The sequence below is a fragment of the Niabella digestorum genome (genome assembly GCF_036409055.1).
GTDB classification, from domain to species: Bacteria; Bacteroidota; Bacteroidia; order Chitinophagales; family Chitinophagaceae; genus Niabella; species Niabella composti.
This window is the reverse complement of record NZ_JAZGLY010000003.1, coordinates 37,497-62,553: the sequence shown is the minus strand read 5'-3', so window position 1 is coordinate 62,553 and position 25,057 is coordinate 37,497. Positions and strand designations below refer to the sequence as shown.

Annotated in this window: 22 protein-coding genes; 18 read left to right on the top strand and 4 right to left on the bottom strand. The window is 38.3% G+C overall.

The window, feature by feature from the left end; genetic code table 11:
• Positions 1-54: 54 nt before the first annotated feature.
• A complete protein-coding gene (locus tag V2H41_RS05670; protein WP_330974168.1) occupies positions 55-1,248 on the top strand; it encodes an MATE family efflux transporter in 1,194 nt (397 codons plus the stop codon).
• 22 nt (positions 1,249-1,270) lie between these two features.
• Here the strand turns inward: V2H41_RS05670 and V2H41_RS05665 are convergent, their stop codons facing one another.
• Entirely contained in the window at positions 1,271-2,635 is a 1,365-nt protein-coding gene (locus tag V2H41_RS05665) for a hypothetical protein (protein ID WP_330974167.1), read from the bottom strand.
• An 88-nt stretch (positions 2,636-2,723) separates the two neighbouring features.
• On the opposite strand from V2H41_RS05665, the gene V2H41_RS05660 reads away from it, so the two are divergent.
• From V2H41_RS05660 to lipA, 16 genes are all read left to right on the top strand, one after another.
• A complete protein-coding gene (locus tag V2H41_RS05660) occupies positions 2,724-3,068 on the top strand; it encodes a response regulator (RefSeq protein ID WP_330974166.1) in 345 nt (114 codons plus the stop codon).
• A gap of 83 nt (positions 3,069-3,151) precedes the next feature.
• Positions 3,152-3,598 (top strand): glycosyltransferase, encoded by a 447-nt coding sequence (locus V2H41_RS05655; protein ID WP_330974165.1) that lies wholly within the window; start codon positions 3,152-3,154, stop codon positions 3,596-3,598.
• A 761-nt stretch (positions 3,599-4,359) separates the two neighbouring features.
• Complete coding sequence (locus tag V2H41_RS05650; RefSeq protein WP_330974164.1) at positions 4,360-4,827, top strand: serine O-acetyltransferase; 468 nt, start codon at positions 4,360-4,362, stop codon at positions 4,825-4,827.
• 51 nt (positions 4,828-4,878) lie between these two features.
• Positions 4,879-5,931, top strand: coding sequence for a glycosyltransferase (locus tag V2H41_RS05645; RefSeq protein ID WP_330974163.1), 1,053 nt, complete (start codon positions 4,879-4,881; stop codon positions 5,929-5,931).
• A 129-nt stretch (positions 5,932-6,060) separates the two neighbouring features.
• Complete coding sequence (locus V2H41_RS05640; RefSeq protein ID WP_330974162.1) at positions 6,061-7,122, top strand: CgeB family protein; 1,062 nt, start codon at positions 6,061-6,063, stop codon at positions 7,120-7,122.
• Positions 7,094-8,224 carry a glycosyltransferase gene (locus V2H41_RS05635; RefSeq protein ID WP_330974161.1) on the top strand — a complete coding sequence of 377 codons (1,131 nt, stop codon included), beginning with the start codon at positions 7,094-7,096 and terminating at the stop codon, positions 8,222-8,224. The genes V2H41_RS05640 and V2H41_RS05635 overlap by 29 nt, the downstream gene beginning before the upstream one ends.
• Before the next feature lie 78 nt (positions 8,225-8,302).
• A complete protein-coding gene (locus V2H41_RS05630; RefSeq protein WP_330974160.1) occupies positions 8,303-9,346 on the top strand; it encodes a polysaccharide biosynthesis protein in 1,044 nt (347 codons plus the stop codon).
• Between the two features lie 5 nt (positions 9,347-9,351).
• Positions 9,352-9,774: a WxcM-like domain-containing protein gene (locus V2H41_RS05625; RefSeq protein ID WP_330974159.1), complete on the top strand. Its 423-nt coding sequence runs from the start codon at positions 9,352-9,354 to the stop codon at positions 9,772-9,774.
• A gap of 5 nt (positions 9,775-9,779) precedes the next feature.
• Complete coding sequence (locus V2H41_RS05620) at positions 9,780-10,898, top strand: polysaccharide biosynthesis C-terminal domain-containing protein (RefSeq protein WP_330974158.1); 1,119 nt, start codon at positions 9,780-9,782, stop codon at positions 10,896-10,898.
• A 50-nt stretch (positions 10,899-10,948) separates the two neighbouring features.
• Positions 10,949-12,088 (top strand): non-hydrolyzing UDP-N-acetylglucosamine 2-epimerase, encoded by a 1,140-nt coding sequence (gene wecB, locus V2H41_RS05615; protein WP_330974157.1) that lies wholly within the window; start codon positions 10,949-10,951, stop codon positions 12,086-12,088.
• A gap of 535 nt (positions 12,089-12,623) precedes the next feature.
• Positions 12,624-13,877 (top strand): nucleotide sugar dehydrogenase, encoded by a 1,254-nt coding sequence (locus V2H41_RS05610; protein ID WP_330974156.1) that lies wholly within the window; start codon positions 12,624-12,626, stop codon positions 13,875-13,877.
• A 10-nt stretch (positions 13,878-13,887) separates the two neighbouring features.
• Complete coding sequence (locus tag V2H41_RS05605; protein ID WP_330974155.1) at positions 13,888-14,874, top strand: SDR family oxidoreductase; 987 nt, start codon at positions 13,888-13,890, stop codon at positions 14,872-14,874.
• A 385-nt stretch (positions 14,875-15,259) separates the two neighbouring features.
• The gene (locus V2H41_RS05600; protein ID WP_330974154.1) at positions 15,260-16,471 is read left to right on the top strand and encodes a glycosyltransferase family 4 protein; all 1,212 of its coding nucleotides are present in this window, start codon (positions 15,260-15,262) and stop codon (positions 16,469-16,471) included.
• A 68-nt stretch (positions 16,472-16,539) separates the two neighbouring features.
• On the top strand, positions 16,540-17,880 hold the full coding sequence (locus V2H41_RS05595) for a GntP family permease (protein ID WP_330974153.1): 1,341 nt from the start codon (positions 16,540-16,542) through the stop codon (positions 17,878-17,880).
• A gap of 1 nt (position 17,881) precedes the next feature.
• A complete protein-coding gene (locus tag V2H41_RS05590; protein WP_330974152.1) occupies positions 17,882-19,012 on the top strand; it encodes a glycerate kinase in 1,131 nt (376 codons plus the stop codon).
• Between the two features lie 163 nt (positions 19,013-19,175).
• Entirely contained in the window at positions 19,176-20,093 is a 918-nt protein-coding gene (lipA, locus tag V2H41_RS05585) for a lipoyl synthase (RefSeq protein WP_330974151.1), read from the top strand.
• A gap of 51 nt (positions 20,094-20,144) precedes the next feature.
• Here lipA and V2H41_RS05580 read toward each other — a convergent pair whose 3' ends face one another.
• From V2H41_RS05580 to V2H41_RS05570, 3 genes are all read right to left on the bottom strand, one after another.
• Entirely contained in the window at positions 20,145-20,942 is a 798-nt protein-coding gene (locus V2H41_RS05580) for an N-acetylmuramoyl-L-alanine amidase (RefSeq protein ID WP_330974150.1), read from the bottom strand.
• A gap of 65 nt (positions 20,943-21,007) precedes the next feature.
• The gene (locus V2H41_RS05575) at positions 21,008-21,979 is read right to left on the bottom strand and encodes an ROK family protein (protein ID WP_330974149.1); all 972 of its coding nucleotides are present in this window, start codon (positions 21,977-21,979) and stop codon (positions 21,008-21,010) included.
• A 40-nt stretch (positions 21,980-22,019) separates the two neighbouring features.
• A complete protein-coding gene (locus tag V2H41_RS05570; RefSeq protein WP_330974148.1) occupies positions 22,020-23,495 on the bottom strand; it encodes an MFS transporter in 1,476 nt (491 codons plus the stop codon).
• Positions 23,496-23,623: 128 nt separating this feature from the next.
• On the opposite strand from V2H41_RS05570, the gene V2H41_RS05565 reads away from it, so the two are divergent.
• Positions 23,624-25,045, top strand: a complete 1,422-nt coding sequence (locus V2H41_RS05565; RefSeq protein WP_330974147.1) for a glycogen synthase — start codon at positions 23,624-23,626, stop codon at positions 25,043-25,045.
• Positions 25,046-25,057: the final 12 nt, after the last annotated feature.

Sequence of the window (25,057 nt, the reverse complement as noted above, 5' to 3'; positions counted from 1 at the left end):
AAGATGTACAAATATGGTTCCTTACAAGGGCTATATAGGATTGAAACAATCATAATGTTTAAAGTTTTTAGAGATAAGTTTTTGTTGTATCAGGCATTATCCCGTCTATTACCTCAAGGACTTAACCTGATTATCAATATAATACTTGTAAGAGTTTCAGGGATTGTTTTAGTAGGACAGATGACTGAAACTATGGCCTTATTAACGATGTCTTTTGGAGTGATATTAACTGGAATACAAAATAATTATCTACGCTCAGGGAATATATCACAGCTTAAAAATGTTCTAACACTTTATATTTGCTATTTTCTTTTTTTTGGTGTGATAATCGCACCCGTATTTTCTTATATATTTAATATAGATTTAAAGATTATCATTGGATTTTTAACCCTATTATTCTTAACAGGGCTAGGAGATTTATATGGTATATACCTTCGCTTTTTGCTTAAAGATAGGTTCCTTGTTATCTCAAAATCTATACCTCTTATTTGTATTGCCTTGGGGATAATTTGTTATAGACCTAATAATATATATGAGTTGGTAGTGATTTATGTGGTTTCATGGATTATCATATTGTTGTTTTATATAAAAAATAAAAAGATAATAACAAGACTTAATTTTTCTCTAAACAAGACTATCGATTTGATGAAACGGTCCTTGTTGTTATCAGCTACCACTTTAGCCACACAGTTGTATGGAAATGTTGACCAGTTTATGATTTCGAAAATTGCAGGATATCATGCTTCTGGAAGCTATAGAATTGCTCTTACATTTTCAGCATTGGCAATGCCATTAGTAGGCGTTTTTTCTTTTATGTACTTATCTCGAATAGGAAAAATTATAGCAAATAATAATTTTCAACTTTTAAAAAGAAGTTTTTATGATCAGTTGAAATTGAATTTACTAATTGCTGTTTTATTGCTAATGTTTTCTTATGCCATTCTACCTATATTGTTGCCTTTTTTGTACGGTGAAGAAGCGAGCTCTGCGATTAATTGTGCTATTATTTTGAGTTTTGCTATGTCAATAAATATTATAGGGATGACGTTTAGTTATACCTTTCTTGCTTTGAAAAGAGAGCGATATGTATTATTAGCAACTGTTATGGGTGTTTTTGTCAACCTTATTCTTAATTTAAGTTTAATTAAAAGGTTTGGAATAGAGGGGGCTGCATGGGCAAGTGTTCTAACGCAATTTTCAATATTATGTATGTTAGCTTTTGGGTTAAGAAGAGTAGATTATGAATAGATAAATTGGTAAACCCGAGGGCTTATTGTAAACTAATCTTTGCTTGTATATCTTTGTAAAATCTATATATACTTTGTATAATTACGAACATTATCACTGCATATACACAGTATTTATATACATTGTTTGCACTATAGCCATACCATGTGGGATAGGCCGATAGTAGGGCTACTACATACATTGTAAAAGCAGGATATTTTAAATTTTCTTTTTTAATAAATAGGCGAAATATTAATCCTAAGAAAACTGCTATTAATATTACTCCAAAATAAGAGAGATAAATATAGAAATATACAGGCAATAATGAACCTCCACCTGAATAATAGCTGTCTTGCTTATAAGCTGCTATATTTGCTATTTCGGGTAATTTGCTATATGGTACAACGATAGCTAAAATGTTATATAAAAAACTACTGAGACGATCCTGTATACTTAAAATTCCTGTTTCGCAGAAAGCATATAATCGTGTAGAGGCATAATAGATATCAGTTTGATTGCCTAACACCAAATGGAAAATCCTATTATCTTCACTGGATAATACTAGTTTGCTAATAATTCGATTAACCCCTTCGTCTGCCCCCCCCCTAAAAATTCCAAATCCTATAAAAAAAATTAAAGCAGGAGTTCCCATTAAAATCCACTTTAATAAGGGGGTTTTCCGATTGTCCAAATGTAGGAGGAAAAACATCAGTAACATAAAAAGAGTGTTGCCTCTTACCCCTAATAGTAAGCTCTTGGCACAATAAAAGGCCGCCCCCATCATTAGTAATATAAGACGGCTTTTTTTCTTACCTGAGAATATATAAGCTATGGGGTAAAGAAAGCCGCCATATTCGTACAATGAGGTGCCCCCGGCCCCACTAATCTCGTTACTTCCATATTTTCCTGCAGAAAGAATACTTTCTCCTGATTTTCCAAAAATGACGATAGCACAGAAAATACTTAATATGCCATAGAAAAAAAATGCACTATCCCATACGGGGAGTTTTTCTTTTATAATGATGTGATCGTTTAGTCGCGGAAGCATTAGGATAAATACTGACCAAAAAATACTGAGTATGACAAGGACGCCTTTATAATAGAGATAATTGTCAAAATCAGCAGAATACAGGGTAATATTAAATCCTCTATTAAAATAGAGATATGCCGGTAAGGTATAGGTAATAGCAAATAATAGAAATATTCCAAAAGGTTTGAACTTGCGAAATATGTAGACACTTAATAATTGCAATAACATTAAAATACTAGATAATAATGCAGCAGGTACTACATTTAACTCAACAATTATACACAGAGGTAGAATTGCAAAGGCAAGACATTTATTTAGCAGATAACTCCCAATATCCCATGTAGATGTTGCGGTACTCTTCATCACATTAATAAGCAAATATAGAAATAATTGGGCTCTACTTATATAACATATTATTTTTGTCTCAAAATGTTTTATAAATTGTTAACGAGTATATTTGTAGAATATGCATAAGATTCTATTTTTATATGCTGAGTTGAACCCATATAATATCCCCGTTTTAAAAGAACTGGTTAGAAACGATTTTTCTATTTATATAATTCATTGGGATCATAAAAAACTTACCCCATATATACCTCCTATATTAGAAGGAGTAAAATATTTTAAAAGATCTAAATATGATGGGGAAAAAATTCTAAGTTTAATTGAGCAGGTAAAACCTTCTGTTATCTGCACTTCCGGATGGATGGATCCGGTCTACAATGCAGTGGCAAGGCAGGTTAGAAAAAGCAGTAAAATTCCTGTGATTGCCATGACTGATACCCAATGGCGGGGGGGAGGCAGTGGTTAAACGTATTGTTATCTCGTTTTAGACATAAGAGCTAGTTTTCACATTTGCTGGTAGCCGGACAGAGACAATACTACTATGGTAAAATGTTAGGTTTTAAAAATCACCAAATTATAAGTCCTTCCCTTTCGGCCGATCTAGAGTTGTTTAGTACTTGTTCTTTGGATGGGAAAAAAGAGCAATACCCAAGGCAATTCATATATATAGGCAGATTATCTGAGGAAAAAGGCCTTAAAGAACTAATAGAGGTGTGGAAAGAACTGTATTCGGAAATTCCGGAATGGAAGTTATTGCTCGTGGGGGATGGGCCAATGAGAATGGAAATAGAGACATTAATAAAAGCGATACCTTCTGTGACTTTATCATCTTATCAACCTCAGGATCGATTGGTTGAGATGTTAGAGAACTCAGGTTGTTTTATACTACCTTCTCGCTATGAACCTTGGGCATTAGTTATTCATGAAGCCGCATGTGCCGGGCTTCCTATAATATGTACGAATGTATGTGGGACCGTGGATCATTTTTTTAATTAATGGATATAATGGCTACATATGCGAGGTGAGTAAGGATGCATTAAAAAAAGCAATGAAGAGGATTGCAGTATTAGATTCTTCCGAGTTACTCAAGTTTTCATTGAGAAGCAAACAGTTATCTAAAAGAATTGCTCCTCATCTAATTGCACATTCTATTTTAAGTGTTATGAAATAGAAGATGGTTTTTATTAATTGTATATTAAAGTGAATTGTTGAAGATATATGTTAGAGGTGTATAAAGTTACTATTAAAATTCCTGCTAATCAGAAAGCCGAGTTTATTTAGAATGAAGATTCTGCATTTAAAATAAAATATCCATCCTTGGAGGTTGTCTTGGCTAAGATAGCATTTATAATTTAGCAGAGGATGTGAATTTTCTTAAATATGTGAACAGTAATAAATTAAAGTATTATCATGATAAATATATATTGTGTGAGTCGCTAATTATGGAAAATTATTATATGGACAAGCTTTAGAAAATGGTATATCTATTTTGATGAAGCTAAAATATAATAATGTTAATATTAATATTATTATATTTTAGCACTTTTTCCTTAAAGTGCAGAAAAGTGGATAAATGAGAAGAATTATATGAAGAAGATAAAGAGATTGTTCTATATAGTAGTATTGAAGAGTTGGTTGAAAAAATAAAATGCTATATCCAGAACTAAGACAAGTTAAATGAAATTGCTGTTATTGGGAGAAACAAAGCTATAGCCCGATACACTTGGGATGTCAAGGAGTAGCAAAATTTATCACTTTTGAAGAGAAAAAAAATAAAAATGAAGTTATTTCGTTTTTTTATTCACCTACTAAATGAGTGTCGTAATTTAATTTTATCTATAGTGTACTATAGGTCTCTTTCATTTTATTTTTCGAATCATTTTACAATTGGTATTAAAGAGTTAATTAGAAAAAAATGCCGTTTCCCTCACCCCGTTGGAGTAGTTATAGGAGAGAAAGTTAAGCTCGGCCATTATTGTACTATTTATCAGAATGTAACAATTGGTGTTCATGCTTCGCATAAAGGTCCCGAGGAATGGAAGTATCCAGAAATTCAGGATAATGTAACGATTTATCCTAATTCAGTAGTTGTAGGCGATATCGTAATAGGCAGAAACTCAATAATTGGGGCATGTTCTTTCGTTAATAAAAGTTTTCCTCCCAATTCAATAATTGTAGGTAATCCTGCTAGAAATATAGCAAACGAGAAGTCAGGAAGTAAATAAGCATTAGCTTGCTTTCTGCAATCTTATGGTAATAGCTAATATTTTCCTAAGATGAGGAGTATATTTTTTTTATATGCAGAATTGAATCCATATAATGTCCCAGTTTTTAGGGCATTGACGAAAATGGGTTATTGTCTTTATGTTATTCACTGGGATCACAAGAAGTTGACTCCCTATATCCCGCCGCACATTGATGGGGTTAATTTTTTGAATAGATCTGAATATGATAGCAAGGAGAAGATTTTGGGTTTAGTTGAGCAAATACAACCTTGCATTGTTTGTACCTCAGGCTGGATGGATCCGGTTTACAATGCAGTGGCAAAACAGATTAGAAAGCGGACTGAGATACCTGTAATTGCTATGATTGATACGCAATGGAAGGGGGGGAAGCAGTGGCTAAATGTGATTTTCTCACATTTCAGACATAGGAAGTGGTTTTCTCATATACTTGTTGCGGGTCTTAGGCAGTATAATTATGCAAAGAAGTTAGGGTTTAGCAATCAGGATATATTAAACCCTTCTCTTTCTGCTGATGTTGAGTTGTTTAGTACTTGTTCTTTGGATGGGAAAAAAGAGCAATACCCAAGGCAATTCATATATATAGGCAGATTATCTGAGGAAAAAGGCCTTAAAGAACTAATAGAGGTGTGGAAAGAACTGTATTCGGAAATTCCGGAATGGAAGTTATTGCTCGTGGGGGATGGGCCAATGAGAATGGAAATAGAGACATTAATAAAAGCGATACCTTCTGTGACTTTATCATCTTATCAACCTCAGGATCGATTGGTTGAGATGTTAGAGAACTCAGGTTGTTTTATACTACCTTCTCGCTATGAACCCTGGGCATTAGTTATTCATGAAGCCGCATGTGCCGGGCTTCCAATAGTTTGTACTGATGTTTGTGGTGCAGTAGATCACTTTCTAATTAATGGGTATAATGGGTATAAATGTCCAGTGGGGAAAGAGGGGCTTAAAACAGCCATGAAAAAAATCGCTGTTTTAAATTCCTCGGAATTATTAAATTTTTCATACAGGAGCCGGGAATTGTCTCAAAGAATTTCACCAAGTATTGTAGCGAGTGCTATTTTAAGTGTTATAAAGTGAGTATCCTAGTCCGCATCAAAGATGTATTGAAATTTATTGATCGTAATTCTGAGGAAGTAATTGAAATGGACTCTAATTTCGGATTTCAGAAAACAAGCTATCTTGTCATCCCATTATAGGATAAGACATATGAGTAATCAGATTAAAGTTTTAGTAGTAGGTGATTATTTATTTTCACTATATGAAGAAGCTCTGGTAAAGGCTTTCAGACGTCTGGGCTTGCAGGTAGAGGAGTTTAAAGTATGTAATTATTTAGATTATACTACATTTCTTTCTAGAAAGATAACCAATTTACAGTTAAATTGGCTTATAGGACCTATAATACACAAAGCTAACAAAGACCTAGAAAGAAAACTTGATGAAGGTAAATATGATTTTGTATTTTTTTATAGACCAAGGATTTTTAAACCTTCTGTAATTGAGCAAGGGGCACATAAATCTATTTTAATGTGCTATAATAATGATGATCCCTTCGGTAAATTATACACTTCCAGATATTGGAAATATTATATAGAGGGATTGCCTTATTATCATCATATTTTTTACTATCGTCACAAAAATAAAAAGGATTACGAGGCGCTAAATATAGTAGGCAATACTTCTTTACTGCGATCTTATTACATTGCGGATCAAAACTTCCCAATACCTACTCCCAAGGAGTATGATGTTATTTTTATAGGACACTTTGAAGATGATGGCCGGGATGAATACATAAAATATTTGTTGGAAAATGGTGTATCTTTTAAGTTATTTGGCACTGGCTGGCATAAAAGCAAGTACTTCAACTATTTTGAAAGTGTGATGGGGAAAATTCGCCCGGTACGAAAGGAGTATAACGAAACGATCAATAAAGCCAAAATAGCCCTCGTATTTTTATCCACTTTAAATTCCGATACTTATACAAGACGCTGTTTTGAGATCCCAGCTACAAAGACCCTGATGTTAGCGAAATATACGGATGACTTGAATTCGATGTTTCAGGAAGGAGTGGAAGCGGATTATTTTAGAGATAAAGAAGAATTGTTGAATAAAGTTCGATATTATTTGGCTAATGAAGAGCAGTGTAGGAAAGTAGGCGAGTTGGGATATGCTCGCTTAATAAAAGACGGGCATGAGATTACGGATCGTGCAAGAGATATTATAGAAATTTATAAAAAAATCGATGAATCTCGGAAAAACCATTATCATTAATACTGCAAATCTTCAAAAAGGCGGCGCTTTACAGGTTGCTGCTTCATTTGTAGATGAAGCAGCGCGAGTACCTTCTGTCCATTTTGTAGTAATATTGGGTAAGGCATCATCCCAAACAATTATACCTGAACATTATATTCATTTCAAGCAACTTAAGTTTTATAGGGTGAATTTACATCCGACACAGTCTCCTGTGCATTATATACGATTTAGTAGGACCTTATCCCGAATAGAGCAGGAAGTAAATCCTGATGCAGTAATAACAGTCTTTGGTCCTTGTTATTGGAGGCCGAAATCGCGACATATTATGGGATTTGCTAATGGTTATTTATTGTATGACGATACTTATTTTTTTAGAATATGGGATGGATGGCGCAGCTGGAAGTTTAACTTAAAAAAGAAATTTCATCAATATCTTTTAAAAAGGGAAGCTGATCTATTATGGACAGAAACAGAGGATAGTAGAAAAAGACTCGCGAAGTTTCTCGGTATCCCCCTGCAGAGAATTGTTGTGGCAAGTAATAATTGTAGCAATTTTTTCAGAAACAAATCTAAAGAAATCTTTAGTAGTTTGCCGGAAAGTAAGGCAACAAGATTATTGTATGTTTCCAGTTACTATCCTCATAAAGGATTTGAATTAATCCCTCCTGTTTTGGAAATACTGAAACAGAGAGCTATTGATGTGGAGTTAATACTAACGATTAGAAACGACGATTATCAGCGGATTTTTGCGGGATTGGATAATGTTATGAACTTGGGGCCTGTTAACCCTAAATATTGTCCCCATCTTTACCAGCAATCTGACATTATATTTGCTCCTACTTTATTGGAAACTTTTACCGCTGTTTATCCTGAGGCAATGTATTCTCAAAAACCTATTGTCACGACCGACCTCCCTTTTGCAAGGGATATATGCCGGGATGCAGCCTTATATTTCGACCCAGCATCCCCAGCTGATGCAGCCGATAAAATTCAGCAACTTGTTGAGGATGAAAATTTGAGAAATAGATTGATTCATAATGGTTTAAAAAGGATTGAGGATTTCGATTTACCTGAGGCTAGATTTCAAAAAGTTCTAAAAGCCGTTTTGTGCGAAAAATGAAGAATGCTTTTTTACCCTTGTTATAATAAAGTGATACATTTGCACCCAATTGTAGCAGAGTAAATTAAATCTTATAGTATGAAAATTCAAGGGAAAACCCTCCTCATTACGGGCGGAACTGGTTCCTTCGGGAATGCTGTAATGCATCGTTTTTTGAATACCGATCATTTTAAAGAAATACGCATATTCAGCCGGGATGAGAAAAAGCAGGATGATATGCGTAAGCGCTATAATAATCGAAAGATTAAATTTTATCTGGGCGATGTAAGGGATCGTACTAGTGTAGAAACGGTTGTGAAGGGTGTGGATTATATTTTTCATGCCGCTGCGCTCAAACAGGTACCTTCCTGCGAATTTTTTCCTTTGGAAGCAGTTAAAACGAATATCTTAGGCACAGATAACGTGCTGAATGCGGCAGAGAAGTATGCTGTAAAAAGAGTGGTGGTGTTAAGCACTGATAAAGCCGCATATCCTATCAATGCTATGGGGATGTCCAAGGCACTGATGGAAAAAGTAACCGTTGCGCGTTCCCGTAATCTTGACGAATCTAAAACCGTTTTCTGCTGTACACGTTACGGCAATGTAATGGCTTCCCGAGGATCTGTAATTCCTTTGTTTATCGATCAAATTAAATCAGGCAAGCCCCTTACCATTACCGATCCTGGGATGACGCGCTTTATGATGACACTGGAAGATGCGGTAGATCTCGTGCTATATGCTTTTGAAAATGCGCGTCAAGGCGATCTTTTCGTACAAAAAGCTCCTGCCGCTACCATCGAAACTTTAGCTAAAGCATTATTGGAACTTTATAATGCCAAAAACGAAATTAAAATCATCGGCACCCGCCATGGAGAAAAAGTATATGAAACCCTCGTAAATAGGGAAGATATGGTGAAGGCAGAAGATTTGGGAGGCTATTATCGCATTCCTGCCGATACACGCGATTTGAACTATGAGCAATATTTCTCCGAAGGAAATCCTGAGGAGTCAAAGGTTGAAGAATATCACTCACATAATACTTATCGTCTCAACGTGGAAGAGATGAAAGAGCTGCTTAAGAAATTGCCAGTCATCCGTGAGGATATTTTAGGAGAAAAAAATGTAGTTCACTATCCCGTATAAGCCATATGCAACCTACGATTATTCTGGGAGGCCGTCATAGTGATGAAAGAGGAACATTGAGGTTCAATAATGATTTTAATGCCATACCGGTAAAGCGGTTATATGTTATCCATAACAGTGAGGTACGACCTATTCGTGGCTGGCAGGGACACAAAGTTGAGCAGCGTTGGTTTATGGCAGTGGAAGGTGATTATGAAATCAGCGTAATTAAAGTTGATAATTGGGAACAGCCATCTCCCCATCTTCCTGCACAAAAGTTTCGGCTTAGTCAAGAAAAGGCGGATGTATTGCACGTTCCTGCAGGATACATTACGGCCATACACGCACTAACTTCCGAAAATGCCTTACTTGTAATGAGCGATTATAGGTTGGGTGAAGTGCAAGATGAGTATCGGTTCCCATTAGATTATTTTAAAGATATATTTTAGTCATTATGAGAAAAGTAGGAATCACTGGTCAGGCTGGCTTTGTAGGTAGTCATCTGTACAATACACTGCAGTTATATAAAGATGAGTTTGAGTTAGTCCCTTTTGAAAGAAATTATTTTGAAAATAAGGAACAGTTGGATGCTTTCGTGAGCCAATGCGACACCATCGTGCATCTTGCAGCAATGAATAGGCATCCTGATGCAAATGTAATCTATGAAACCAATGTTGGATTGGTACAAACTCTTTTAGACTCGTTGCGTCGAACAGGGGCTAAGCCTCATACTATTTTTTCTTCTTCTACGCAGGAAGAACGAGATAATCTATATGGGAAATCGAAGAAAGAGGGTAGAGCGTTTCTTGCTACTTGGTCGCAGGATACTGGGGCACCTGTTACGGGAATGGTAATCCCTAACGTATTTGGGCCTTTCGGAAAGCCTTTTTATAATTCAGTGGTGGCAACTTTTTGTACACAGGTAGCGAGGGGTGAGGAGCCTGAAATTCATGTAGACGGTGACCTGAAGTTGATTTACGTAGGTGAACTGGTTCAGGAAATCATAAATGTAATTCGCAAAAGAACGTCGGAGCCGAATTATATAGTTGCTCATACTGCCGAAGCGAAAGTATCAGAAATACTGGCTTTGCTAAAGAACTTTAAGACCGTATATCAGGATAAAGGGGAAATACCGGTATTGGCCAATAATTTCGAACTGAATTTGTTCAATACCTATCGGTGCTACATGGATATAGCCAACCATTTCCCGGTAAAGTTTACACAACATGTCGATCCACGCGGAGCTTTTGTCGAAGTCATTCGTTTGGGGATGGGAGGTCAGGTCTCATTTTCTACTACAGTACCAGGAGTAACGCGAGGTAATCATTTTCACACCCGGAAAATAGAGCGTTTTGCGGTAATAAAGGGTAAGGCCTTGATTCAACTTCGAAGAATAGGCACTCAAGAAGTGCTGAACTTTGAACTGTCCGGTGAGGAACCTGCCTATGTGGATATGCCAATATGGTATACCCATAATATCAAAAATATAGGGGAGGAAGACCTGTATACAATTTTCTGGATTAACGAAAAATATAATCCCGATGATCCGGATACTTATTTTGAGAACGTATAGCAGGCGAACATGGAATTTTATTGTTTAAAAAACATTTATCAACACCATATATGACACCATTAAAAGTGATGACGGTAGTGGGTACCCGTCCCGAGATTATCAGATTGTCGAGAGTAATTGCAGCCTTGGATAAATCGGAAGCAATTGAGCATACATTGGTACACACTGGACAGAATTACGATTACGAACTGAACGAAATATTTTTTTCAGATCTGGGTATCAGAAAGCCAGATCATTTTCTGAACGCAGCCGGAACCACAGCTACAGAAACCATAGGTAATATTTTGATTAAAATAGATCCTTTATTGGAGCAAATAAAACCCGATGCTTTTCTGGTACTGGGCGATACCAACAGTTGTTTATGTGCCATTCCTGCCAAGAAAAGACAAATTCCCATTTTCCATATGGAGGCGGGAAACCGCTGCTTCGATCAGCGTGTACCGGAGGAGACCAATAGACGTATTGTAGATCACATTGCCGATATCAATCTTACTTATAGTGATATTGCCCGGGAATACCTACTTAAGGAAGGCTTCCCGTCGGATCGCATTATTAAAACCGGCTCGCCGATGTATGAAGTGCTGATGCACTATTTGCCACAGATTGAAAGTTCGGATGTATTACAGCGCTTGAATTTGGAAAGAGGGAAGTACTTTGTAGTTTCTTCCCATCGCGAGGAGAACATCAATTCAGAAAAAAACTTCAACGGCCTTATCAATTCTCTCAATGCCATAGCAGAGCATTACGGCTATCCCATTATTGTGTCAACCCATCCGCGCACTCGAAATATGATAGAGAAAAAGCAAGTGCAGGTAAGACCTGAAGTGCAGTTTCTGAAACCCTTGGGCTTTCACGATTATAATGCACTACAGATGAATGCATGTGCAGTATTGTCGGATTCGGGTACTATTTCGGAGGAATCCTCTATTCTTAATTTCCGTGCTTTGAATATTCGTGAGGCACATGAAAGACCCGAGGCCATGGAGGAAGCCTCTGTGATGATGGTAGGTTTGTCGCCAGAAAGAATTATGCAAGGATTAGTACAACTGCAGTATCAACAAACAGGAAAAGATCGGAACTTTCGTTTGGTAGCAGACTATTCCATGCCTAATGTTTCTGAAAAAGTAGTAAGAATTATTATTTCATATACTGATTATATAAAACTGAATGTTTGGAAAAGTAATAGGTAAATGAAACAATAATTTTCGTTGATATCCGCGTTTTTATGTGGGTTTTGAAATTGTGATAAGGAATATGTAACCGTAATTGCAGTTAAGACTTGTCAGAAGTATGATGTTAACATACTTACGCCCTTACGGAGTATGAAGATATAGTCACGTTTAAATGATAAGGGGAGAGAGTATTTTATTGAAAACAATCCCACTTTCTGCGGCGATTCGGTATGGTGGAATTTTTTTAGTAGTATAGGCATAAAAACGTTTATCTGATTGCTTTTGAAAAGCAAAGTTGTCTAAAAATAATCGTTTCAGAGAAGTAGTTATACGAGCTCTTGTCGGTAATAATTGGGAGATTTTAAAATATTTATTAGGCTTGAAAGGTGGAAATATTTTCTACATAGTGTAGTAAAGAAGACTTTTTAATTATAAATTCATTAGGCTAGTATAGAAGAGAGATAATCTCAGAGAAGATGAGCTGTTGGATTTATTTTAGATATATACTTTTGTAAAAAGTGGTTCAAACCCCTAACTCTGCGTTCAATTTCTTATGAAAAATTCAAAAACTGTAGCGATAATTGGCCTAGGCTATGTGGGACTGCCTTTGGCTGTCGAGTTCGGTAAGAAGCGACCTACCATTGGTTTCGATATAAACTCAGACCGAATTAATGAGTTAAAAGCTTATAAAGATAGAACGCTAGAGGTTACCTCTGCCGATTTACAGCAAGCGGTACATTTAACTTATTCCTCGGAAATCGAAGCTTTAAAAGAAGCGCAAATTTATATTATCACAGTTCCAACACCTGTAGATAAATACAATAATCCGGATTTAACACCTATCAGAAAAGCCACTGAAACGGTTGCTACTGTATTAAAGAAAGGAGATATTGTTATTTATGAATCTACCGTTTATCCAGGCGTTACGGAAGATATCTGTGTTCCAATTTTGGAAGAAAAGTCAGGCTTAAAGTATAATAACGACTTTTTCTGTGGTTATTCGCCGGAACGTATCAATCTAGGTGACAAAGAACATACTGTAACTAAGATTAGAAAAGTTACGTCGGGTTCTACACCTGAGATCGCTGAGGAGGTAGATCAATTGTATGCGTCCATAATTACTGCCGGTACATTTAAAGCCTCATCTATAAAAGTGGCAGAAGCGGCTAAGGTTATAGAAAATGCACAACGCGATATTAATATAGCTTTTGTAAACGAGCTGGCTAAAATTTTCAATCTTCTAAATATTGACACTTTAGAAGTTTTGGAAGCGGCAGGAACTAAATGGAATTTTCTCCCCTTTAGACCTGGATTGGTAGGAGGCCACTGTATTGGTGTTGATCCATTTTATATTGCACAAAAAGCTAAAGAAGTTGGATATCATCCCGAAATAATATTAGCAGGTCGCAGGCTTAACGATAGTATGGGTGCTTATGTAGCAAACGAGTTTATTAAGCTACTTATTAGAAACGATGTTAAGATTAAAGGTGCCGAAGTTTTAATTCTGGGTATAACTTTTAAAGAAAATTGCCCGGATATTCGCAACAGTCGCGTTATTGATATTATCAATGAGCTTAATTCATTTGGTTTAAAAGTAGATGTATACGATCCTTGGGCAAGTGCAGATGAGGTTTGGCATGAATATGGGATAAAAATATTGACTAATATTGAGGGGCTTAATAAATATGAAGGTGTAATAGCCGCCGTAGGACATAAAGAGTTTTTAGATCTCAAAATTGAAGAGGCTAAAGTTTTTTATGATGTAAAAGGCATTTTCCCAAAAGAAAAAGTGAGTGCAAGGTTATAATAAATTGTATATGAATTTTAGTAAGTATCATTCTACGGTTGACATAAATAACAGTACTTTCTTAGTTACAGGCGGTGCCGGATTTATCGGCTCCCACTTAGTAGAATATCTGGTGCAATATCAGGCAAAGAGGATAGTTATATTTGATAATTTATCTACCGGTTATAAAGAAAATATATCGGATTCCCTCTCTCTCTCAAATGTTGTTTTTATCGAAAAGGATATAAGGAATTACGATGCGGTGATGGAGGCTGTTCAAGGAGTAGACTATGTATTACATCAGGCTGCGTTAGGTTCTGTTCCGCGTTCTATCAAAGATCCTTTAACCTCAAATGAGGTGAATGTTAATGGGTTTCTGAATGTCTTAAACGCAGCAAAGGAGCATCAAGTACAACGTATGGTATATGCGGCCTCTTCATCTACATATGGAGATAGCCCTACATTACCTAAAGTAGAGGATAAAATTGGTAAACCCTTATCTCCTTATGCGGTTACTAAATATGTGAATGAATTATATGCAGAGGTTTTTTCGCGTGTATATAATTTTCATTCTATTGGCCTGCGCTATTTTAACGTGTTCGGTCCGAAGCAAAACATTAATGGTCCTTATGCTGCCGTAATCCCATTGTTTATTACCCAAATCCTTAATAATGTCTCGCCAACTATTAATGGCGATGGGGAGACCTCCCGAGATTTTACGTTTGTGTCTAATGTTGTACAAGCCAATATTAAAGCACTGGAGGCTTCGATTGAAAAAAGCGAGGTGTTCAATTGCGCTTGTAATGAAAGAATAACATTGAACCAATTAGTGCATGAAATAAAGGCTTATTTGAATTCTGATGTAGAAGTCGTGTATGGTAATGAAAGACCTGGAGATGTGCGGCATAGTCAGGCTGATATTACAAAAGCGGTTCAGATGCTGGGGTATCAGCCCGAAGTGCGATTTAGAGAAGGGCTATTGCATACAATAGACTATTTTAAAAATCGACTTAAATGAAATATTTAGATAGTTTCACTAAAAACCTGCAATGTTGAACAGATATAGATTCTAGGTAAATTATTTATAATAAAGTCCCACTTAGATACGAAAAGTTGTTTTGAGTGGGGCTTTGCTTTTATAGAAACAGTATTTTATAAGCTGGTATGCGTTCGAGCTGTTTATCAATTCTTTTTGATTTATTAGTGATTAAAACTTACTTCGCATAGCCAAAGTTATTCGTAGTAGCTAAGATTCTGTTGTGATGCTAGTGAACTTGATAAACAGCGCAGTTTTTGCTTAATGTGAGACTCTTTATTTCTAAATATTTCAAAAAAAAAAATTATTTTAAGTTAAGTCAACTATATTAACCGTGTAGTTTGGTCTAAAAATATTTAAAACGCTCATGGGGAAACAGAGAATATGGCTTGTTTCGGAAGTTTTCTATCCAGATACTGATATTGCTACTGCCAATATTGCTACAGACATCGCTTTGAAGTTTAGAGAAAACTTTGAAGTGCATGTTATCTGTGGACCGCAGGATTACGAAAGAAAAAATCAGGAGATAAAATCAGAAGCTCTAAAGGATATACATCTACATCGATGGAAATACTTTAACTATGATAAAAACCATAAGTTTAAACGACTTATAAGGGTAATAGGTATTTCATTAGGATTGTTTTTAAAAGGGCTTAAAATTAAAAAGCACGATAAAGTATTCGTTATCTCAAATCCGGCTTTTATCACGCCTTTATACGCCTTGTTAAGACTAATAAAGGGCTTTCGTTTTACGTTACTGATGCATGATGTGTTTCCTGAGAATTTGATAGTCGGTGGTTATACTAGAGAAACGAATATTTTTTATCGATTGACAAAAGCGCTTTTTGTTAAATGTAGACGGGCTGCGGAAAAAATTATTGTATTGGGGAGAGATATGAAAACCCTATTGTTGGAGCATTTCCCCATAAGCAGAAAGGATGATATTATAATCGTTCCTAATTGGGCTGATATTGAATCAGTATACCCTTTAGAGGATAAACAAACGCCATTATTAAAACAACTGCAATTACAAGATAAGGTGGTGATTCTGTTTGCTGGGAATCACGGAGTGTTACAAAATCTGCTTGCATTTATTAAAATAATTGAAAAAGCCCGCAACCCCCATGTGCATTGTATTTTTGCCGGAGGAGGCGCTACTAAAAAAGAGTTGGATGCCTATGTAGAAGCTCATCAAATTCCTAATATCACTTTTTTACCACCTTTCCCTAGGTCTGAGATGAATCAAATGCTCAATAGTTGTCATATTGGGCTGGTTAGCCTAAGTGATGCTGTATATGGAGTAGGAGTGCCTTCAAAATCGTATAACATTTTGTCAGCGGGAAAACCTATTCTTTTTTTAGGGAATACTGATAGTGAAATCGCTCAGTACGTAATTGAAAACAATTTAGGGTGGGCCTTTGCTTATAGGGATGAGGAGCAAATTAGAGATTTTTTATTAAGCCTCGATACATCAAAATTAGAAGAAATAAGAAATAAAGGGCTGGCCGGTAGAAATAACGTAGTACAATGCTATAGTAAAGAGGCAATTTTGGAACGTTTGATGCAGGTTATGTTGTAGCATATTTACATTCTCTTTATATCTTTCCTCTTAAAGTCGTATTTTACCGATAAATTTTCATTATCGGTATGCTTGCCTCCTCGGGATTTCTTATCGCATTAGCATTAGTGGCCGGTATCGGCTTGATCATTTTTTTAAGCACACGGTACCGAGTGCACCCATTCTTTTCCTTGTCTTTGGCCTGTTTTCTTACTGGTATATTAGGTGGTATGGATGTGGCCGCCGTTTTATCAAGTATGAAAGAGGGCTTCGGGAAAATTATGAGCTCTTTGGGGTACATCATTATTGTGGGAACAGCGTTGGGGATGGTTTTGCAGGCAAACGGCGCAACTACAGCTATGGCCAATGCCATCATCAAATGGGTAGGTGAGCGAAGGTCTGTGCTGGCGATGAGTCTTACGGGGTTTGTGGTGGGGCTCCCCATCTTTTGCGATTCAGGATATATTGTGCTGAATGGACTTAGCAAGTCCATGGTTCGTAAAACTGGGGTTTCAGTTGTAGTCATGAGTACAGTAGTGGCTACGGCATTATATTCCGTGCATTGTTTAGTACCGCCTCATCCCGGCATTACAGCCGCTACTGGCAATATGCAGGCTGATTTAGGGAAAACCATATTATGGGGATCTTTAGTAGCTATTCCTGCAATGCTTACAGGATATATTTGGGCGCTGATGAGAGGCAGAAAACTTGCTGGATGTCTTCCTGTAGAAACAATAGAATTAGAGGAAGAATCGAAAAAGTATTTGCCACCAGCCTCAAGAGCGTTTATACCGGTAATCGTGCCGATATTACTCATTGCAGTTCGGGCTATTCTCCAAAGTCTTTATCCTGACACGGCAGCAGCTATGGCACATTGGTTGATTATCGGCGATCCTGCCTTGGCACTCACCATTGGATTGGGACTAGCTTTATGTATTCCCATACAATGGCAGCAACACGAATTACGCCAAATCATTCAGAAGGGAATGGAAAAAGCCGGAGATATTCTTATTATCATCGGTGCCGGCGGTGCTTTTGGCGCCATCATCAGCGGACTTAGCATACAGAGTTATCTGGCAAATGCGGAAGGACTTAAGGTGTTGGGACTTTTATTCCCTTTTATTGTTGCTATGATTTTAAAAACAGCGCAGGGATCTTCTACCGTGGCGGTAATAACAGCCGCCTCTATTGTATATCCTTTTTTGCACGGTTTGCAGCTGGATTCGGAAAATGGTCGGGTACTGGCCGTACTAGCTATGGGCGCAGGCTCTATGGCAGCCTCGCATGTAAATGATTCCTATTTCTGGGTGATTACTAATTTTTCTGGGCAACAGCTAAAGCCCATGTTGCATGTGTTTACTGTAGCAACATTATTGATGGGAATGGCAAGCATGCTTTGCATTTATCTTTTATCATTGCTGATACTGTAATATGAAAATTGTAATTGCACCCAATGCCTTTAAAAATAGTCTTTCGGCCGACAAAGTTGCTGAAGCCCTAGCTTTAGGACTTCGGGAATACGGCTATCAGGGGGCGATAGTGCAACAGCCGGTAGGTGATGGAGGAGATGGAACGGGAGCCTTATTGCGTCATTATTTGCAGGCCGAAACGATTTGGAGTGAGGTAGTCGATCCGCTGGGGAGGCCCATTCGGGCGCCCTGGGGCTGGGTAGTCGCTACCAAAACGGCTGTAATTGAACTGGCCGATGCTTCAGGGCTCCGATTATTAAGGCCTGAGGAATACAATCCGCTTAAGGCGAATACGGCTGGATGTGGGCAGTTAATTAAAGCAGCGCTGAATAAGGGCGCAGCGGAGATATTGCTTTGCATCGGCGGAAGTGCCACGGTAGATGGAGGTGCAGGGATGCTGCATGAGTTAGGAGTAGAATTTTATGATACTCACCATCAGCCTTTACCCCCCATTCCTGAAGCGCTTTTGCAGCTCCAGTATATCGATGCTTCAATGTTGGATGAGCGCTTAGAGAAGGTCTCTATCAAAATTCTTTGCGACGTGAAAAACAAATTACTGGGTGAGCAAGGAGCAGCAGCCATATTTGGTCCGCAAAAAGGGGCCAACGCTAAAGCGGTAATGTTGCTTGAAAAAATGCTTGGAAACTTCGCTCGTCAAGCAAATGAACTTAGTAGCGTACGTATCGATACGATAGTAGGGGGTGGCGCAGCTGGAGGAGTGGCTGCTGGGCTTAGTGCTTTCTGCTCTGTAACAATTGTGGATGGGATTCATTATTTTCTTGAAAAAATCGGTTTTGAGAAAATACTGGAGGATGCAGACTGCGTGATAACTGGGGAGGGAGTGATTGATCGCCAGACCATCGAAGGGAAAGCCCCCTTCGGCGTAGCAACACTGGCAAAGGAAAAAGGAATAAAGGTTATTGGTGTAGCCGGAAAAATAACGGACGAAAAAGACGAGGTGCTGCGTAGGTATTTCGACAATCTGCTTTGTATTAACAAAGAGCCGCTGCCTTTGGAAGAAGCTATATCACGTACCCGTTACCATCTAATAGCCATCGGAAAAGATATCTTGGATTGTTTGCCAAACCGGTAACCATCTGTCGGCTTTTTGTAGCAAATGATTGATTAACAGATAGTGCATCTATGTCTTTTAATGCCGATAAACAATTGGATGGTTTACACTGTTATTTTTAAAATTTATTCTGCTGGAAGAGGTTGGTAACAGCCTTTCGGCTTAAATACATTATTTTCGCATCATGACGGAATTACCTGTTGTTACAAGAGTTAAAAAACCCGATTGGTTACGTGTGAAACTGCCGATTGGTGAAGAGTATAAGCACGTACGCAATCTTGTAGATACGCATAAATTACATACCATTTGTGAGAGTGGCAATTGTCCCAATATGGGGGAGTGCTGGGGGGCTGGTACTGCTACATTCATGATTTTGGGTAACATTTGTACCCGTAGCTGCGGATTTTGCGCCGTTGCAACCGGACGTCCGTTACCGGTGGATTATGACGAACCACAGCGTGTGGCGGAGGCTATTCACCTAATGAAGGTGAAGCATGCCGTTATTACCTCGGTGGATAGAGACGAGCTGAAAGACGGTGGCGCACAGATATGGTACAATACTATCAGAGCCGTAAAAGCATTGAATCCTGATACAACACTCGAAACCCTTATCCCGGACTTTAAGGGTAATAAAGAAAATATCGAAACTGTGATGGCTGCCCATCCGGAGGTTATTTCGCATAATATCGAAACTGTAGAGCGGCTTACTCGTAAGGTGCGTATCCAAGCGAAATACTGGCGCAGTATGGAGGTGATACGTATATTGAAGGAAGGGGGGATGCGTACTAAAAGTGGTATTATGCTGGGTTTGGGAGAAACCAGAGAAGAAGTATTGCAAACCATGCGTGATTTGAAAGATAATGGTTGCGATGTAGTAACGATTGGGCAGTATCTACAGCCAACGCAAAAACACTTACCTGTAGAACGTTTTGTACATCCTAATGAATTTGCTTTCTACAGAGATGCGGGTTATGAAATGGGGTTTGATTATGTAGAAAGTGGCCCACTTGTACGTTCTTCCTACCACAGCGAAAGACATGTGATTCCCGGATTGGGACGTAAAGAGTGGGAGGAAAGTAGGAAACTTTCAGCACAACAATAAAGGAATAACATATTTACAATAAAACAAGCAGGTCTTTATAGAGGCCTGCTTTTATTTGTACCGCTCTAAGAGACTTGTGATAATTTTTGCATCGGTCTCTGTGAGGACAGTCGTGGTGTCTTGCGGATTGAAATGTATTTTATAAGACTGAATGGCGCTGCGCGGATTAGCAATATTGTAACCGATGGTTCGTAAGGCCATAAGAGCATCAAATCCTTCCTTTACTTCTACATTTGTAGTGTCGTACCAATAACCAAATCCGTGCTCTGCCAATTTTTGCCAGGGAAAATAGCGGTTAGGGTCGACCTTTCTGCCTGGTGCTACATCAGCATGTCCTAGAAAATTAGTAGTAGGGATATTGTACTTTTTCTTCAATCTATCCAGTAATTGTAATAGGCTATTGATTTGCGCTTCGGTAAAAGGTTCTCTTCCGTTGTTATCTATCTCGATGCCAATGCTGCAGCTGTTAATATCGGTGGTAGTACCCCAACGACTAACTCCGGCGTGATGTGCGCGAAGCATATCATTCAGCATCTGATATACCTCTCCAGACTTACAAATAACATAATGAGAGCTGACTTTACTTACGGGGGTAGTAAAAGTTTTTAAAGTTTGCTCGCAGCTTCCCTGTGCAGTGTGATGAATAATTACAAAATTGGGAGCTCGCATCGTAAAATTCACCGTACCCACGAATGTGGTGCCCGAATCGTTAAGTGGATAAGTGGCTAGTATTTTCGAATAGCTTTTAGCCTGTTTCTTATAAAACTTATTAGTGGCGGTGTAAGGACCTCGTGAGCATGCGGCCAATAATAAACCCACGATGGTACATAATACGACAAACTTTTTCATAACGGAAAGTTAGTTATTTATATCAATGTAACAATCGTGGGTTGTTCTGGCTATGATTGGTAATATTAAATCTTTTCCCAAACCAGTGCGCTGGCGCCTAAGATAGCGGCATCAGCTTCTTTCAGCTCACTAAATACAAGTTTTACTTTGTTCTGGAAAATGGGCAACAGATTCTTTTCCATATGTTCCTTCGTAGGATTCATTATCAGTTCTCCTGCTTTGATAACACCTCCGAAAAGAATAATAGCTTCAGGGGAGGAGAACATAATGAAGTTGGCCAATGCTTCCCCCAAAATTTGTCCGGTATATCGAAATACTTCTTTGGCTGTTTCATCGCCGGCCATGGCAGCTTCATATACCGATTTGGAATCAATATGGTCTTCAGGAATGTTGTTTAAAAGAGACTGAGGATTTTCTGCTCTTAACTTTTTAGCAGTGATGGCAATACCTGTAGCTGAGCAATACGCTTCGAGCGAACCTTGATGACCTGTACTCCAATGTTTACGACCTCCGGGACGTACGATGACATGCCCCAATTCTCCGGCAAAACCATCATGACCGTAGATAAGGCTACCATTGGCTACAATGCCACTCCCCACACCGGTCCCTAGTGTGATCATGATAAAATCCTTCATGCCTCTTGCTGCACCGTACATCATTTCTCCTACGGCTGCAGCATTCGCATCATTAGTTAACGAACAAGGTACTCCGAATTTTTTAGTCATCAATTCGGCTATGGGTAATATTCCCTTCCATATCAGGTTAGGTGCATATTCGATAGTGCCGGTATAATAGTTCCCGTTGGGTGCACCTATTCCTACACCTACCAGTCGTGTGTTGCTTTTATGTTTGTCAATAATAGGCTTAATAGCATCGTATAGCGCATCAATGAAATCCTTTACGGTGGGGTAGGCATCAGTTTTAATATCGCCTTTTTCCAGTATCTCACCTCTGTGATTTACCAGTCCATATTTGGTATTAGTTCCCCCGATGTCAATGCCGATAGCTACTTCATGGGAAAGATCAAGAACACTCATAATGATATTAATCGTTTTTTAAAAAATGCTATGTGAATAATTAATGGCCTGCGCCGCTTGCTTTTTGGTCGTAGTCGATACCTTGCTGTTGCAGTACTTTTTTAGCTTTGATTGCATAAAATGCAAGATATAAAAAGCAGGCAACTCCTGTAAAATAGGAAAATTGTATTCCTAAAATATTAGGCGATGCCAGCCAACCTTGTATTAGGCTGATAATACCACCCCCCATAATCATCAGTATCAACAGGCTGGACCCGCGGTTGGTGTGAGGTCCTAATCCTGCTATGGCAAGTGTAAAAATACATGGCCATAAAGTAGAACAGAAGAGTCCCACACTAATAAATGCATACACGCTCACCATGCCTTCGGCAAAGATACCTATTAGCAAGGCTAAGATACCCATGCAACTAAAGATTAACAATTGTCTGGCAGGGTTCCCTTTACTTAAAATATCGCAGACGATAAGGACTGCAATGATGAATACGTAAATATAAAAAGGCGAAGTATCATGATTGGCAATTATGTTTACCAATAGAAATACGCCAAAAGCAATATAGGGCATTAAGAATTGCAAAATCCTTTTTGCACCCGCAGAAATGTCAAAAGCTCCTACGGATCCTGTCCAACGACCGATCATCAGGCTCGCCCAAAATAATGATACATACGGGGCAATTTGCTCGGTAGGAGTGCCTAAATGTTCCTTCATGAATTCTGGTAAGTTAGCAGCAGTAGCTACTTCTACACCTACGTATACGAAAATGGCAAACATCCCCAATACTAGTTGCGGATAAGCAAAAACACTAGGTTTGTAATTGGCTGGAAGTGCATCCACATTTTGCTGTTCAGGTTGCATTTTGCTTTCTTCATTGGGTCCTGAAAGATCAAATTTATTGGGAACCGAAGAGAGCTTGAAGATGATTGCCACAATCACAAAAGCTAGCCCTAAAAACAGATAGGGAACTTTAATGCTTTGAATATCGGCCGTAATATTAGTGTTGGTTAACGAGCCGAAGATGGCAAAGCTTACAATAAGTGGTCCGATAGTAGTACCGAAATTATTGATACCTCCGGCCATACTTAATCTTTGAGAACCGAGCTTGGGGTCGCCCATGATAATGGCCAGCGGATTAGCAGCTGTTTGTTGCAGCGAAAAACCTAAGCCTACAATAAACAGACCTGTAATAAATAAGGCAAATGACTGCTGTTGAGCTGCCGGATAGAAAATCAGCGTACCCAGAGCGGAAATAATCAGCCCTACCACAATGCCGTTTTTATAACCTATATGCTGTAACAGATCTTTGCCGATGTACTTACTGATGAGTAGAAATAGCAATGATCCTACTGTGTAGGCTACATAAAACGCAAAAGAAACTAATTGTGATTGCCATTGCTCCAGATGCAACGCTTCTTTAAATACAGGAATGAGAATATCATTACTGGCAGCAACAAACCCCCAAAAAAAGAACACGATAATTAGTGTTCCAAATTGCGACCACTTCGTGGTTGGTGTACTCATATCAATCGTTTTTAATTTTAGTTGGTTGGTGTAAAAGTAAGTATTAGTACCAAAAAGTTTTAAATTAATTACGAATGTTTTTTGTATTAATAAAATATTCCTACTTTTAGACTAACCAATGATTGATTATGGAAATAGTTCACATTTCGGCCGAGTGTTATCCGATGGCAAAAGTAGGTGGGCTGGGAGATGTGGTAGGCGCTTTACCCAAATACCAGAATGACTTGGGGCATATAGCGAAGGTGGTGATGCCTATGTATCGTACAAAGTTTTTGTATGAAAATGAGTGGGAGCTGGTGCACGAAGGCGGGCAGGCTTTAGGTAACCATTGGTTCAGGTACAGTGTCATTAAGGAAAAGACAAATAAGCTAGGCTTTGATTTATATCTGGTCGATATCAACGGTGTATTGGACAGAGAGAAAGTTTACGGGTATGATGATGATACCGAGCGGTTTATTTCATTTCAATTAGCCGTATGCGATTGGATGAGCCGCTGGCAACATCGCCCCGATATTATTCATTGTCATGACCACCAAGCCGGATTGATTCCTTTCTTCTGCAAGCATACTTACGCTTTTCGTTATCAGCTGGCTAATGTGTCGGTAGTGTTTACAATTCACAACGGCCAATATCAGGGACAGTTTGGTTGGGATAAATACTATTACATTCCGGCTTACGATACTTGGAATTGGGGATTGCTGGATTGGAATAACTGTATTAATCCTATGGCATCTGCAGTAAAATGCGCCTGGAAAGTAACTACCGTTAGTCCCAGTTATATGGAAGAGCTCAGGCATGCTGCTGCGGGTCTGGAAAACCTTTTCGAATACGAAAAAGGAAAATGTAGCGGTATTATCAACGGTATTGATACCAACGTATGGAATCCGGCTACTGATCCATATCTGGTGGCCAATTATGATGCTAAAAAGGTTAAAGAAGGAAAGGCTAAGAATAAAGAAAAACTGGTGCAGCAGTTTGGATTCGATCCCAACAAACCTTTAATCAGTTTTATTGGTAGATTAGTAGATGAAAAAGCTGCCGATCTTTTACCTGAAGCTATCAGCCAATCAGTCTATCAGTACAATGGTAAGGCTTCTTTCTTGATATTAGGATCGGGAAACCCTTATGTGGAGGGGGCACTTGCGGAGATGAATAAAACGCTGAAAGGATATGTCAATACGTATATCGGGTATAACGAGGAGTTGAGTCATTTAATATATGCCGGTTCGGACTTTTTATTAATGCCGAGTCGTGTGGAACCCTGCGGATTAAATCAGCTGTATGCTTTAAGATATGGAACCGTACCCATCGTAAGAAAAATAGGTGGTTTGAAGGATACTGTTAAGGACTATGGGGAAACTGATGGATTTGGCATCACCATGGAACAGTCCAGTATTGAGGATATAACCTATTCGGTAGGAAGAGCTATCGATCTCTATGAAAATAAGTCTAGTCTTTTCTCCAAGATCACGGAGCGTATCATGGGCATCGATCACAGTTGGACTGCATCAGCTAAAAAGTACATAGCGCTATATGAATCCGTAAAATAATTATGGATTTGC